This window comes from Paenibacillus sp. MZ04-78.2, from assembly GCF_024213375.1.
Classification (GTDB): domain Bacteria; phylum Bacillota; class Bacilli; order Paenibacillales; family NBRC-103111; genus Paenibacillus_G.
Genome location: NZ_JANAVJ010000015.1, coordinates 1 through 13,342 on the forward strand (window position 1 = coordinate 1; position 13,342 = coordinate 13,342).

14 protein-coding genes, 1 rRNA gene and 1 pseudogene are annotated in these 13,342 nt (G+C 52.9%); 2 read left to right on the forward strand and 14 right to left on the reverse strand.

The features are described from left to right. From NLX71_RS13060 to NLX71_RS13075, 4 genes are all read right to left on the reverse strand, one after another. A 16S ribosomal RNA gene (locus NLX71_RS13060) occupies positions 1-588 on the reverse strand; the annotation flags it as partial. Between the two features lie 358 nt (positions 589-946). Beyond that, positions 947-1,720 carry a thiazole synthase gene (locus NLX71_RS13065; RefSeq protein WP_254364093.1) on the reverse strand — a complete coding sequence of 258 codons (774 nt, stop codon included), beginning with the start codon at positions 1,718-1,720 and terminating at the stop codon, positions 947-949. 29 nt (positions 1,721-1,749) lie between these two features. Beyond that, positions 1,750-1,950: a sulfur carrier protein ThiS gene (gene thiS / locus NLX71_RS13070; protein WP_254364095.1), complete on the reverse strand. Its 201-nt coding sequence runs from the start codon at positions 1,948-1,950 to the stop codon at positions 1,750-1,752. 262 nt (positions 1,951-2,212) lie between these two features. Further along, positions 2,213-3,088, reverse strand: a complete 876-nt coding sequence (locus tag NLX71_RS13075; protein ID WP_254364097.1) for a nucleotidyltransferase-like protein — start codon at positions 3,086-3,088, stop codon at positions 2,213-2,215. A 144-nt stretch (positions 3,089-3,232) separates the two neighbouring features. Here NLX71_RS13075 and NLX71_RS13080 point away from each other — a divergent pair, with 144 nt between their 5' ends. Beyond that, positions 3,233-3,619, forward strand: coding sequence for a DUF2614 family zinc ribbon-containing protein (locus NLX71_RS13080; RefSeq protein WP_254364098.1), 387 nt, complete (start codon positions 3,233-3,235; stop codon positions 3,617-3,619). A 69-nt stretch (positions 3,620-3,688) separates the two neighbouring features. On the opposite strand, the gene NLX71_RS13085 is transcribed toward NLX71_RS13080, so the two are convergent. The 8 genes and pseudogenes from NLX71_RS13085 to NLX71_RS13120 form a co-directional block, all read right to left on the reverse strand. After that, positions 3,689-5,437, reverse strand: a complete 1,749-nt coding sequence (locus tag NLX71_RS13085; RefSeq protein WP_254364100.1) for a glycosyl hydrolase family 18 protein — start codon at positions 5,435-5,437, stop codon at positions 3,689-3,691. 116 nt (positions 5,438-5,553) lie between these two features. After that, positions 5,554-5,985: a peroxide-responsive transcriptional repressor PerR gene (gene perR / locus NLX71_RS13090; protein WP_302058223.1), complete on the reverse strand. Its 432-nt coding sequence runs from the start codon at positions 5,983-5,985 to the stop codon at positions 5,554-5,556. Between the two features lie 67 nt (positions 5,986-6,052). Then, positions 6,053-6,322 (reverse strand): annotated as a pseudogene (locus NLX71_RS13095) (DUF4097 family beta strand repeat-containing protein); the annotation flags it as partial. 15 nt (positions 6,323-6,337) lie between these two features. Beyond that, a complete protein-coding gene (locus NLX71_RS13100) occupies positions 6,338-6,964 on the reverse strand; it encodes a LiaF transmembrane domain-containing protein (RefSeq protein WP_254364103.1) in 627 nt (208 codons plus the stop codon). A gap of 13 nt (positions 6,965-6,977) precedes the next feature. Then, positions 6,978-7,613, reverse strand: a complete 636-nt coding sequence (locus NLX71_RS13105) for a hypothetical protein (protein ID WP_254364104.1) — start codon at positions 7,611-7,613, stop codon at positions 6,978-6,980. Between the two features lie 15 nt (positions 7,614-7,628). Then, positions 7,629-7,991, reverse strand: coding sequence for a hypothetical protein (locus NLX71_RS13110; RefSeq protein WP_254364106.1), 363 nt, complete (start codon positions 7,989-7,991; stop codon positions 7,629-7,631). A gap of 79 nt (positions 7,992-8,070) precedes the next feature. Beyond that, on the reverse strand, positions 8,071-8,664 hold the full coding sequence (locus NLX71_RS13115) for an RNA polymerase sigma factor (RefSeq protein ID WP_254364215.1): 594 nt from the start codon (positions 8,662-8,664) through the stop codon (positions 8,071-8,073). Between the two features lie 96 nt (positions 8,665-8,760). Next, on the reverse strand, positions 8,761-9,453 hold the full coding sequence (locus NLX71_RS13120; RefSeq protein WP_254364108.1) for an MgtC/SapB family protein: 693 nt from the start codon (positions 9,451-9,453) through the stop codon (positions 8,761-8,763). Positions 9,454-9,636: 183 nt separating this feature from the next. Here NLX71_RS13120 and NLX71_RS13125 point away from each other — a divergent pair, with 183 nt between their 5' ends. After that, positions 9,637-11,319 (forward strand): hypothetical protein, encoded by a 1,683-nt coding sequence (locus NLX71_RS13125; RefSeq protein ID WP_254364110.1) that lies wholly within the window; start codon positions 9,637-9,639, stop codon positions 11,317-11,319. Here the strand turns inward: NLX71_RS13125 and NLX71_RS13130 are convergent. Then, positions 11,304-11,756: a GNAT family N-acetyltransferase gene (locus NLX71_RS13130; protein WP_254364112.1), complete on the reverse strand. Its 453-nt coding sequence runs from the start codon at positions 11,754-11,756 to the stop codon at positions 11,304-11,306. The genes NLX71_RS13125 and NLX71_RS13130 overlap by 16 nt on opposite strands. 127 nt (positions 11,757-11,883) lie before the next feature. Further along, on the reverse strand, positions 11,884-13,332 hold the full coding sequence (gene gatB / locus NLX71_RS13135) for an Asp-tRNA(Asn)/Glu-tRNA(Gln) amidotransferase subunit GatB (protein WP_254364113.1): 1,449 nt from the start codon (positions 13,330-13,332) through the stop codon (positions 11,884-11,886). Positions 13,333-13,342 lie beyond the last annotated feature (10 nt).

Genomic DNA, 13,342 nt, shown 5'->3' on the forward strand with positions numbered 1-13,342 from the left:
CCGCCTGCGCGCGCTTTACGCCCAATAATTCCGGACAACGCTTGCCCCCTACGTATTACCGCGGCTGCTGGCACGTAGTTAGCCGGGGCTTTCTTCTCAGGTACCGTCATTCGCAGAGCAGTTACTCTCCGCGACGTTCTTCCCTGGCAACAGAGCTTTACGATCCGAAAACCTTCATCACTCACGCGGCGTTGCTCCGTCAGACTTGCGTCCATTGCGGAAGATTCCCTACTGCTGCCTCCCGTAGGAGTCTGGGCCGTGTCTCAGTCCCAGTGTGGCCGATCACCCTCTCAGGTCGGCTACGCATCGTCGCCTTGGTGAGCCATTACCCCACCAACTAGCTAATGCGCCGCAGGCCCATCTGTAAGTCACAGGTTGCCCCGTGTTTCTTGATCCCCTCATGCGAGAAGACCACTTATCCGGTCTTAGCTACCGTTTCCGGTAGTTATCCCAGTCTTACAGGCAGGTTGCCTACGTGTTACTCACCCGTCCGCCGCTAGCTTTACCCGAAGGCAAAGCCCGCTCGACTTGCATGTATTAGGCACGCCGCCAGCGTTCGTCCTGAGCCAGGATCAAACTCTCCATTAAAGAAAAGCTGACAAGCTCAAAATTTACTACTGACGAGAATTCTCTTTATGACACTCACTCAATGTTCAGTTTTCAAAGGGCAATTTCTCCAACAAAACCCATACTGTCAAGCATCTCAAGCTTTGTCGGTTGTTGTCACCTTGTTTAGCGGCGACTTTTATAATATATCACATTTGCCTAACTTAATGCAAGCATTTTTTTCAAAACCATTTTTTTGAAGCTGCTGGATTAAGTTTTTAAAGGCAGCCGTTTTTAGCGGCGAGATTTAATTTAACACATCTTAAGTTTGAAAGTCAACCCTTAAAATAAATAAAAATATCCGGCCGCTCGAAAGCAGCCGGACGATAACAACACTCTACTACTCTATCATGCCTTCGACGGGGCTGCTGGCAGACGCATAGCGCTTTTTGGGGATGCGGCCCGCCAAGAAGCCTTTGCGCCCCGCGACCACAGCCAGCTTGAACGCTTCGGCCATCAGAACAGGGTCATGCGCACCGGCAACAGCCGTGTTCAACAGCACGCCATCCGCGCCAAGCTCCATAGCTAAGGCAGCATCCGCAGGACCGCCAATGCCCGCATCGACGATAATCGGAACTTTGGCTTCCTCAATAATAAAACGCAAATTATTCGGGTTAACGATCCCTTGACCGGAACCGATCGGCGATGCTCCGGGCATAACGGCCGCGGCTCCCGCTTCCTGCAGCTTGCGGGCCAATATCGGGTCATCCGAAGTATAAGGCAATACGATAAAGCCTTCCTCTACTAAAATTTTCGTTGCCTCCAGCGTTCCTACCGGATCGGGAAGCAGCGTTTTGGGATCTCCAATCACTTCTACTTTGATCATATCGCAAAGCCCGGAAGCTTTGGACAGCCGCGCAATGCGCACAGCTTCCTCTACAGTATAGGCGCCGGCCGTATTAGGAAGCAGCGTGAACTTTTTCAAATCTACCGTTTCCAAAAAGTTAAGCGCATCTGGATTGTCGATCGGCAAACGGCGGATGGCAAAAGTCAACACTTCCGCATCCGAAGCCTGAACAGCCTGCTCTTGAATCTTCAAATCCGAAAACTTCCCTGTCCCGAGCAGCAGCCGGGATTGAAATTCATAAGGGCCAATTTTTAACGTGTCGCTCATGCTGGTAGCTCCTTCAACATAAATTTTATTCAGCCGCCGCCGACAAAATGGACGATTTCGATCTGGTCTCCGTCGTTCAGGCGGGCTTCCTCATACCGGGTGCGATCAATAATTTCCCGGTTTAATTCGACAACCAAAATTTTATTGTCCAGTTTAAACGCCGAAAGCAGTTCGGCTACGGTAGCCGCGTTGTCCATCTCCCTCAGTTCCCCGTTCACGGTTAATCGCATCCTTATCACCTCCACCCACTTTGCCGATAAAAGCAAAAAAAGCCAACCCGCAGGCGGGCTGGCCGAATGTTGTCTGCATACTTCATATGCAGTTTGCTGGCATTCGTCCACTTCCCTACGCTGGTATAATCCAGTGATGCCTGCTGTACGCAGACTTCATAACAGGTTCCAAGGGTCAAAGAACACGCTTCTTTTTCTCAGCTCCGCAAGTCGGAGCTCCCCTAGTGGCTATTTGATTGTCCGATACATTATAGCACAACAGTTAGCTTTTGACATCCTTATACCGCATCTCCAGCACGGATAGTTCCGGGTCATGGGTAAAGACGATTTCTTTAGCCAACGATTTTTTGACCAGCTTATTCAAGAGCAGCGGGAGATCCGCTTTAATGTCCGCCAGCTCAGGCTGCTGCTGCAGCTCCTGAAGGCTCCAAGCTTCCTCGCGGCTGGCAAGCAGTTCGATCAGCGGTTTGCAGCAGCGCTCCATCTTGGACATGACGGAAAATTCGCTGGCCAACAGCAACAGTTGAACGCGCTGTTTTAACGTCTCTTTACTTAACGTCAGCTCCTCGTACAGCTTGTACACGCCGGGATTGATCGTCTTCACCTGCCGCCAAACCGTCACCTCCGGATGATTGCCGGAATCGATAATGACGATTCGCGCCCAATGATGCAGCGCCTCCAATATATTGTTGTATGCATCGAGCAAATGCTCGTCTAAGATGTATTCCTTACTTTGCGAATAGCATCGCAAAAATTTGGAGAACTCGATCAGCAGCTTGTGCTCTCTCAGCGGAGGAGGGAACTCAAGCACTTTATGCCGCAGGGTCTCCAAATACATATCCCGATCCAAGAGTATCTCCCCTTTTAAGATCCAATAAATCATATTGCGATACTCGCCGCGCAAAATCAGCGCATCCAGAGTATCCGGGCTTAACCATCTTTCTTGTATACGGCGGTTGTCTTTTATATAATGAACTTGTTGATGAGCGCGTTCGTTATTGTTGCTGACAACCAAAAGCACAATGTCGAATCCGTCGGTGACAGCCGAGAACAAAGAAGGATTGTCGACGGCCGCTACGCTGATAACGGACTCTTCTTGACGGAGCCTTTCCACCCAATATGCTTTTAAGGAATCCATCGTGAAAGCCTCCTGACGATAGCCACATGCGTTCTTCATTGAAAAGTTATTTCTACATGGAATAGTTATTTCTACATGAAGCCGCCGTTTCCTGCATTCTTTTGTGACGACACTCACAATTCTTACAAGAAAGAAGTGAAAGACATGAAATTCAAGTCAAGTAAAGTAAATGAATTCCGGCTGTGGGGGCTGCTGCTGACCATGGGCGGAATGCTTCTGATGATCCTCGGACTTGCCGGGATCGTCTTCGAATGGGGGGCCGCCGGCCGTATGCTTGCAGCCGTATGTATGGTCATCGGGGCCATTGCCATGCTGGTGAGCATGGGAGTCTATTTTGCCGCGGGAATGATGTCGACCAGCGCTACGGTAATCGAATGCCCCGAATGCGGAAAGCCAACCAAGATGCTGGGGAAAACAGACCGCTGCATGTTCTGCAAAACGATTCTGACGCTTGACCCGAAATATGCTCCGGCCACCGATTCGGCAGCAAGCCCGACGACGCATCAAGCCAGTGAAACGACTTCTCCGTAACCGCCATAAAATAAACCGGCTCTGCCAATTATCGTTCGATGGCAAGCCGGTTTATTTTGTTATTGATCGTTATTTTTTCGGTGTTTCCAGTGACGCACTGATCCAGTTCCACGCATCAGGATTCTCGAATCCTCTCCGCCACGATGCGACACCGGCCAAATCGTACTTTTTCACGAGCTCGATACGCGCCTTTACCGACGTTTCGTCTTCGATCCAAATTTTGTTGAGCTTGCCCGCTTCCGTATATTCGATGTAATTTTGTCCCGTTTCCGGGGAAAATACAGGGGTAAGCTTCTTCTCCTTGATAATGCGCTGGGGCATATCCATAAACACGGCTTTCGAGCTTACTTTGGTTTTGTCGTTCTTTTTCGTTTCGGTCCATACCCGCGTATAGAAAGGAATGCTGAGAATCAGCTTGGACGGTGGAATCTGCTCTTCAGTCAGCAGTTCGGAAATCGACTTCTCCACCCACGGCAACGAAGCGACGGAACCGGCCTTCGGACTGCTCGCCCAATGCTCGTCATAAGCCATCAGCATCATATAGTCGAGCGACTGGATCAGCGCTTTCCGGTCGTAAAACTTGGACCATGACTCGCTGCTTGATTTGGCGGTGACATCCATGGAAACGACGAGGCCTTGCTCATGCAAGAGCGGCGACATTTCCCGGACGAATTGAACCAGGTTTTGCTTATCTTTTATATTCACGTTCTCGAAGTCGATGTTGATTCCTTGCAGGGAATACATCTGCGCGAAGGCAAGCAGCTGCTTGATCATCTTCATGCGTTTGTCGTAAGTGGAGAGCGCTTGGGTCGTCCGCTTCTGCTCGAAGCCGTTGCTGAATAGCCCCCAAACTTGGTACCCTCGGTCGTGAGCCCATTTGACATAGGCAGGATCGGCCAAGTTTTTCAGATTGCCCTCGCCGTCCTCCAGATGGAACCACGTCGGACTGACCACATCCAGTCCCGGCATGTCGGGAATTTTGGCGGTGTCCGGATTTTTCGTCACGACCTGCTCCCAAGTCATATTGATTTTGCCGCTGATGGGCTTTTTAGCCGCGAACGGAGGCTCCGGTACTTTTTTCGGGATCACTTCGTCCCGGTCGGCAACCAACTGATCCTTGCGGATATATCCCATATAGCCGTTCGTCTGCTGCACCCGGTACCATTCGCCTTCCTCGCCCCATACGATCAAGCTCTCTCCCTGCTTCAAATCCGCATAAATCGGAGCTTTGATTGTCGGGTCCCGCCGCATGGCAATCGTTTTATCGGGCTTATCCGGAATGGCCATCGTCTTGTACCACCGAATCGTCTCGCCTTCCTTAAAAAGCAAAACGGCCCCCGTATCCGGCGATTCCCGCAAGTCGATCTTATATAATTCTTTCAGCGGATCGATCGGCAGGTATAAAATCCCCTTCGACTTCTCAAGCGGGAATTTAAGCGTGAACGGCTTTTCGTTGACCATCCCGGTCAACTGGCTGGTTCGCAGCCGGACCACTTTGTTTTGCGTCGTAATGATCGTCGATTCGCTCGCTTTCTCATAGACCAGCGTCGAATCAATCCGTTCCTTCACAATGTCGAACGGAAGCTTCAAGCTTTCCTTCTGCCCAACAGCGGGTTGGCCCAGCATACCGCCTTCGGAGAAGATCGGTTTGGGATTACCGTTAAAGTCAGGCTGCTCATGCTGCCAATTCGGGACATACTTGACCCATAAATAAGCGCCTAAACTAAGACCGCATAAGAGGGCAAAAAACAACAGGACAAAGGTCGTCTTTCTTTTTTTGCGGCGCGACCCGCCTCCCGCTTCAAACGTCGGTTCCATGGTTTCACTCCCGTCACATGATGAGGAAAAGCTAATGGTTAAAGAAAAAAAGGACGCGTCGACCCGCAGCCGCGGGAATCCAGACACGCCCATTATACCTTAATTCTACGAATCTATCATGTCGCCTGCTTGGCACAGTCCGAACAAATGCCGTAAACTTCCACCCGATGGCTTTTCACCTGGAATCCGGTCATTTCGCCGGCTGCCTGCTCCAGGTCGTCCAGCGGCTTGTAAGCGAAGTCGACTAGCTTGCCGCATTCCTCGCAAAGCGCATGGTAGTGCTCGGACAAATCCGCGTCAAAGCGGCTGGAATGATCACCATAGGTCATCTCCCGAACCAATCCGCTTTCGATAAATACCTTAAGGTTATTGTATACCGTCGCCACGCTCATGCTAGGAAAAAGCGGCGACAACGCTTTATATATGTCATCCGCCGTCGGATGGGACATTGTGTTGATCAAATAAGATAAAATGGCATGCCGCTGCGGAGTCATCCGAATGCCCATCGTTTTGAGTTTGTTAAGTGCCTGTTCCAATGAATGGTTCAATGGTGCTCACCGCCTAATCCGGGAAAAGAGTGTATCACTTTATTTTATCCGGATTTTCAGCAAATTGTCAATTGGCCTCCTGGATGGTAAGCCTGTCGTTGGTATGCAGCTTAATCGTATGTTTGCCGCTGCCGACCGTTCCTTGGACGCTGTCTTCTTGAATGGACAAAGGCAGATTGGTTTTGATGCCTCCCTTGTCCCCTGTGCCGTCGATCCGGTAGTCGCCTTTTTGCGGAAGCTTGACCTCAAGCTTGCCGTGGGTCGTTTTCACGTCCCGGTCGCCGTCGACAACCGCGCCTCTCACTTCGATGGACCCGTTGGTCGATTGTAATTTTACGCCTTTAAACGTCCCCTACGTGACGACCAGATCCATCCGCGGTTTGCGGTTTCCGAACAGGGCGCCGACGCCTTCGTATTCTTTGGCGACAGTCTGGATATTGAGCGTATTGCCGCTCACGCTGTGTTCCAGCTTGGATTCGTTCGCGAGTGCTTGCGCGTCGTCTTCACTGACACCTTTAACATAAACCTTAACTTCGACTTGAAGCTGGCCGACCGGCCCGGCCTTAAGAACGACGTTGCCACTTTCATTGTCCACCTTCACGTTGTCGACGGGAACAGGAAGCTCGATGGCAGTTATGCCTTTATCGAATTTTTTTCCTTCAGCCATCATATCGATCGTCCCGTTAACGTTCAAGCCGTTGAACTTTTTCAGAAGCTCACCGCTCTGGGCGCTGATAATGACGATGGCAGCGATAAGGACCGCGAAAATAATCCCGCCGATGTCGAGCTTCAATTGACGATCGCTGTTTCCAAATTTGATATTGAACAAAATATATTCAATTCCGAGCAAAACAAACAACAGAGGCCACCAATCCGCCAGCATCGTAGTCAGGTGTGTGCCCGTCGTCTTGTCGGCAATTACGGCGCCGCCGACACATACGAGCAAAATTGCCGCCGTGTAACGGCCCGCCTTATGCATGCGAATTCTCTCCTTATTTTTTCCTGGATTCTTTATAGAACATGAATACCCCGATGGCAATCAAAATCACGGCGCCAAATGACGAACCGACAAAGTCAAATATGCGTTCGAGCCACTGCGGCTTCCCTCCGGCCAAAAACAACAGCGCGCCCGCTGCGATGAGCGCATAGCCGAATATGTTTCCCTGACGCAGTTTGCGCAGCGGCTTTTCGGATGCAAACGGGGAATCCCCTTCCATCCGGGGTTCGTCAAAATATAGGGGATGCCCGTACCCGTTAACCCGATCCGTCTGCTGCAGCGCATCGAAGATATTGTAGAAGTAAGTGACAGGCATAAGCAGCGAAAACAAAACGATCAGCGGAATGCTTTCCGATCCTCTCGTTGCGAAATATACAATGGCGAAAATATTCATCATAAACAGCAGCATGATCCCCAAGCCCCGCTGCATCAAGCCCAGATATAATTGTCCGGTGCCTGGAATAAAAAACGAAAATAACCCGGCTAGCCATTTGCTCTTATGAGGCTTCGGTCTGAAAAAAGGGTCGAACGGCGGTTTTTGAGACTGTCCCCACCGCTCCATTCGTTCCCGCAAAAACTCGTCTTCCCGATCCTCACGATGATAATGTGGGCCTTTCGGTTGGTCCTGCATTCGTTGATTCCCTCCTTATGACAGCAATTGGCGCGATACCGATTCGACGACGTGGAACAATTGAAGGGCGCCGGTACGAACGTCGGCCTCCCATTGATTCGGATCCAGAGACGCCAGCTTCCCGAATGCGCCGGAAACGATAAACAGGAACGTAGCGGCCATGGCGACCATCCCGTGAAGCAGCTCGGTACGCCAATAAGGCTTCCATTTGCGCCAGGCCGAGGAAGCTTGCGCCTCGAACGCCGGGTGACCCGGCAGCGGCCGGTCCGATGACGCATGCGCTCTTCCCGAACGCAAAGCAGACATGACGCGGTCCGTCAACTCCGCAGGCGCCTGTTCGACGGCAAGCTGATCCAACATCAGTTCGAGGTCCAACAAGTCAGACAGTTTCCTGCGGCATGGAGCGCAAGTCTTCATGTGACGTGCAATCCGATGGTATTCCAATTCAGAGCAGCTTTTATTCAGAAAGCGTAGCAGCTCTTGATCGTTTGGATGCATGATGGTCATGTCCCCGCACCTCCAGCCATTTTTCTTTAAGCAGCGATTTGCCGCGATACAGTCTCGTTTCAATCGTCTTCATCGGCAGCCCGGTCACATCCGAAATTTCTTGATACGACAACTGTTTGTAGTGATATAAATACAGAATGAGCCGGTATTTGTCCGGCAGGTCGGCGAGCAGCCGCTGCATCGTTTCCTGCTCTTCCTTTTGCAGCGCGCGGGCCTCAGGCTCTTCCCGGCGGTCTCCGAACCAGCCCTTAATTTTGTCCAAAATCGCTTCGTACGGCTTGCGCCGCTGCGAACGCCTGTAGTCGGTGACCAGATTGACGGTCATCCGGTAAAGCCAGGTTTTAAACTTGGCGTCGCCGCGAAAGTTGGCGAGGGAACGGTACAGCTTGATAAATACTTCCTGAGTCAAATCTTCGGCTGTTTCGCGATGTAAGGTCATGCGATAAATCAGCGTATAGATATAGTCCTGATAACGTGCCATCAATACCCGGTACGCTTCTTCATCTCCTTGACGGATTAGGTCGACCAACTGTTCATCCGCCATGCTCTCCACATTGCTCACCGCCTTGATCTGCGCACTTGAAACCTTAGACGCCGTTCCTCCCCGAACCCCCTTCAAAACCATTCAAAAAGTTTTATTTTAATCGCAGGAAACGGAACGGACGCCGTCCAGCCGCATCAGATCTTCGACGGTTTGGCTGAGATTGTCGCCGTTGGCAAGCCTCAGCGTGAGGGTGATATGAATGAAATCCTCTTCTTCCAAGGGCATCTCTTCGACGGAAAGCTTCTGGATTACGCTTCCTTTATTAGCAATCAGAACTGTAACTTTGCCAATCAAGCTCGGCGTATCCAGCGCTTTCAGTTGAATATGGTGCAGCTTTTTGGCGCGGAAGTATTTTTTCTCCACCAGGTTAAGCACAAACAAACTGATCAAGGCAAACACGCAGCTTAGTGCGGCCGCATAATAAAAGCCTGCTCCCGTCGCAAGACCGATCGCGGCTACCACCCATAGGGAAGCGGCCGTCGTAAGGCCGGTGATCGATTTGCCTGTATATAGAATGGTGCCCGCACCGAGAAATCCGATTCCGCTGATGACTTGAGCCGCCAGTCGGGACGGGTCCAACCGTACGTTGTCCAGCTTGGCAAATTCGGAAAAACCATACATGGATAAGAGCATAATCAGCGTGGAACCGAGGCAAACGAGCATGTGCGTGCGCAGTCCGGCGGCATGGCTGCTCTGCTCCCTCTCGATCCCGATCAAGCCGCCGAACAGCAGCGACAATACTAATCTGAGCGTAATATGAAGCGTATCGATCGTCCATGGATCATGCATAAATGAAACCGCCTCCTTACAACAAGAGATATTGATGACTATTGTAACACGTCATGACTTCCGATGGAGACCCTGTAAAAATATTCCGCAGAAAAGTCATTGACTTCGGTACAGTTGCAGGTAGACTAAAGAAGTGAAACGTTTAAATTAAGCATGGGACGAGTACTGGAGGAATGGTGCTTCATGAAACAGGAAACGAACGAACGGAGACGTCTCGTTCTCCGTCTTGCGGCCGAGCAGGCTCTTGCTCTGCCTCTGCTGGAGAGCGGCTATTGGTTTCATAATGATGTGCGCGACAACTTTTATTTTGCTTCCCATCTGTTTGCCTATGTGGCGGAAGGCGCTCCCGGATGGAGCGAGGGGACCCGGAAAGCGGCAGCCGGTCTGTCGGTCCGGATGCTTCGGCAAGTACTGACGCTGCAGGACCAAAATCCGGACAGCCCGATGTACGGGCATTGGCCGTTAAATCTGGGAGACGAGCCGGCCGCGGCGAAGCCGCACGTACTGCCGGTAGAGCTGATGGGATGCCTGCTGATCCTGTTCCACGAAAGGATGCGGCACGCGCTGCCCCCTGAACTGGACGGCGAGCTTCAAGCGGCTCTGCTGCACATATACAAAAGCGGCGTATACCGCCACCCTTTGGCGTCGATGCACCATCACGAAGCGAAGCATACCGCATTAAAGCTGCTGCTTGGGCACGTATTCGCCGACGAGGAGCTGCTTCGGGAAGGGACGGCATGCGCCCGCCGCCAGCTGAACCACGTATATACGTTCGGATTCAAAGAATACGGCTGCCTCCCTTGGCATTGGCATTGGATTCAAGCTTTCACTTGCGTATGGGAAATCGTCCGGAATGAACAAGCGCGTAAGGTCGCGGAGGAGCTGCTCGAATACTTGTGGAGACTCCGCGCGGAATTGTATTTGCGCGGCGCTTGGGTCGGGCCGCAGTCCCGGATCTGGCCGCACGATGCTCCGAAGGATACGAATACGCCGCACGACTATATCCAGTTCGGCGATTTTCCGGCGCCGACGACTTTCCCGCGTCTGGAGGGAGCGGCGCTCTTCACCTATGAAGTATCGGAGGCTGTCCGGGAGGCGGCCATGAACCGCCAAGCGCCTTACGAGGTCAAGCGCAAAATCCGTTTTGCCGAAGCCGATGAGAAAGTCGAGTCCGAAGCTCATACGTATGCCTATTTGACGAACGACTATGCCCTCGGTGGCATTTGGGAGCGGCGCGACGAATTCGACAACGAACAGCTGCGTTGGGATGTCTCGCTGCCCTTGGATACGGCAACGGCTGCGCTCGGCGTAAATCAGCTGTACTTCTTCCATCCCGGGGCCAATTACACGCCGGGTGACGACCGCCACGCCAGCTCTTACGGACAGGTGCTGCTGGACAAAGACACGGTCATTGCCGTCTGGGACGTGCCGCCGGACGCTGAGGCCGCCGATACGCTGATCGGATGCCTGCCCAAGGGCGAATGGCATGTCGAAGAACGAAGTGGCTACGGAAAGCTCGGGCAGGTCTTCGTAGCAGTCCACCTGATGCAGCCGTTGCGCGTGACGGAACAAAATGATCGCCTGTCCGCAGCCTCGCTGCTTTCTAACGGACGGAACGCTGTCGTGGTCGAAGCGATGGGGACGGCGGAAGCAGAAGCGTCCAGCGTAAAGACGCTGGACGACTGGCGTGCGTTTGCAGGCACTCCGGACAAGCAGCCTGTCTTCGAAGACGGCGATGGAGCCTTATCGGTTGCTTATACGACTCGCTGCGGCCACCGATTGCAGCTGACCATACGCGGGGAAACGATTGTACAGCGTACGGTCGACGGCGCGGCGGTTGCCTTTGACGACTACACGATTTTTTGAAATTGGGTCAGCGTAATGCCGGGTGCGAGCAAATGGACCTGTACCGGCTCGTACCCGTGCTTTTCGTAGAGCCGTACTGCCGGCGTATTGTTCGTGCCCGTAGCGACTTTAATCACCGTTCCCGGCGGGGTATGCTGCTCAATATGCTCCAGCAGACGGCTGGCAATCCCGTGACGGAACCAGTCGGGATGCACCATCATCCGGCAAACGGTCATTTCCTTGGGCGATTGCTTGCAGGCTGCCGCACCGACAAGCCGCTCATCCGAATAGCAGCCGAAAAACGCTTCCCCCGACTCCCGGAGCGAAAGCGGCGAATCGAGCAGCGGCGGAATCTCTTCGAAGCCGACAAGCTCCGCTTCGATACGGTATGCGATCTGCTGAAGCGACAGCAGCTCCAGCACGGCGTTCAAATCGCTTAAATCAATCGGTCTGATCATGAGGATGCAGCCTCCTTCGAGCCTCATGCGACAGCGGTGGCACTTAGATTGCCCTATATTTTACCAAACGAAACGTTGGGTCACAACAAAAGAGGCTGTCCCCAAGGATAGCCTCTTTTTGATAGTCTTAACGGTTCAAGACCTCGATAATCAATTTGTTTACTAATCCGGGGTTAGCTTTCCCCTTCGTCTCTTTCATTACTTGACCGACCAGGAAGCCGACGGCTTTCTCTTTGCCCGCTTTGAAGTCTGCCACCGATTGCGGATTGCCCGCAACGATCTGCTCAACGACAGCCAAAATCGCGCCTTCGTCGCTGATCTGCACAAGCCCCTGCTCCTCAACGATCGTCTGCGGGGCTTTGCCCGTTTCCAGCATCGTTTTAAAGACAGTTTTGGCAATTTTGCTGCTGATCGTCCCTTTCTCCATCAGTCCGATCATTTCGCCGAGACCTTTACCGGTCACTTTGACATCCTGCAGCTCCAGGTTGTTCGCGTTCAAGTAGCCGAGCAGATCGCCCATAATCCAGTTGGAGACGGCTTTGGCGTCCTTGGTGAAGTTGAGGCTTTCCTCGAAAAAGTCGGCCACTTTGATCGACGACGTGATGACCTCCGCGTCATAGCTCGGCAGACCGTATTCGCTGACGTACCGCTTCTTGCGGGCGTCCGGCAGCTCGGGAATCGAATCGCGGACGCGCGCTTTCCAAGCGTCTTCGATGTGCAGCGCCACAAGGTCCGGGTCCGGAAAATAACGATAGTCGTGCGCTTGTTCCTTGCTCCGCATCGTCAGCGTCTTGCCCTGAGCTTCGTCCCAACGGCGCGTTTCCTGTACGACTTTACCGCCGCTGTCCAGCACGTCCGCCTGACGCCATTCTTCGTATTCCAGTCCGCGCTGTACGCCACGGAACGAGTTCATGTTCTTCAGCTCGGCCTTGGTGCCGAATTCCTCCTGCCCGTAAGGCCGCAAGCTGATGTTCGCATCGCATCGCAGCGAGCCTTCCTCCATCTTCACGTCGGAGACATCGCAGTACTGCATGATCGCTTTCAGCTTCTCCAGATACGCCCGCGCTTCCTCGGGAGAGCGGAGGTCCGGTTCGGACACGATCTCGATCAGCGGCGTGCCGACGCGGTTGAAGTCGACGAGCGAGGCATGGCCTCCGTCCACGTGCGTCAGCTTGCCCGCATCTTCCTCCAAATGCACGCGCGTAATGCCGATGCGCTTCGTTTCGCCGTTGACCTCGATTTCAATCCAGCCATGCTCGCCGACCGGCTTGTCATACTGCGAAATTTGGTACGCCTTCGGGGAGTCGGGGTAAAAATAGTTTTTGCGGTCGAATTTGCTCTCCGTTGCAATCTGGCAGTTGAGCGCCATCGACGCTTTCATCGCGTACTCCACCGCTTGCTTGTTCAGCACGGGAAGCACGCCGGGATGTCCGAGACAAATCGGACACGTATGGGTGTTCGGCGGAGCTCCGAAGGCGGTGGAGCAGCCGCAGAAAATTTTGGAGTTCGTGTGCAGTTCAACGTGCACCTCGAGCCCGATGACCGTCTCGTATTTCTTGTCGGTTGCTGCTGTCACTAAAGGTGGC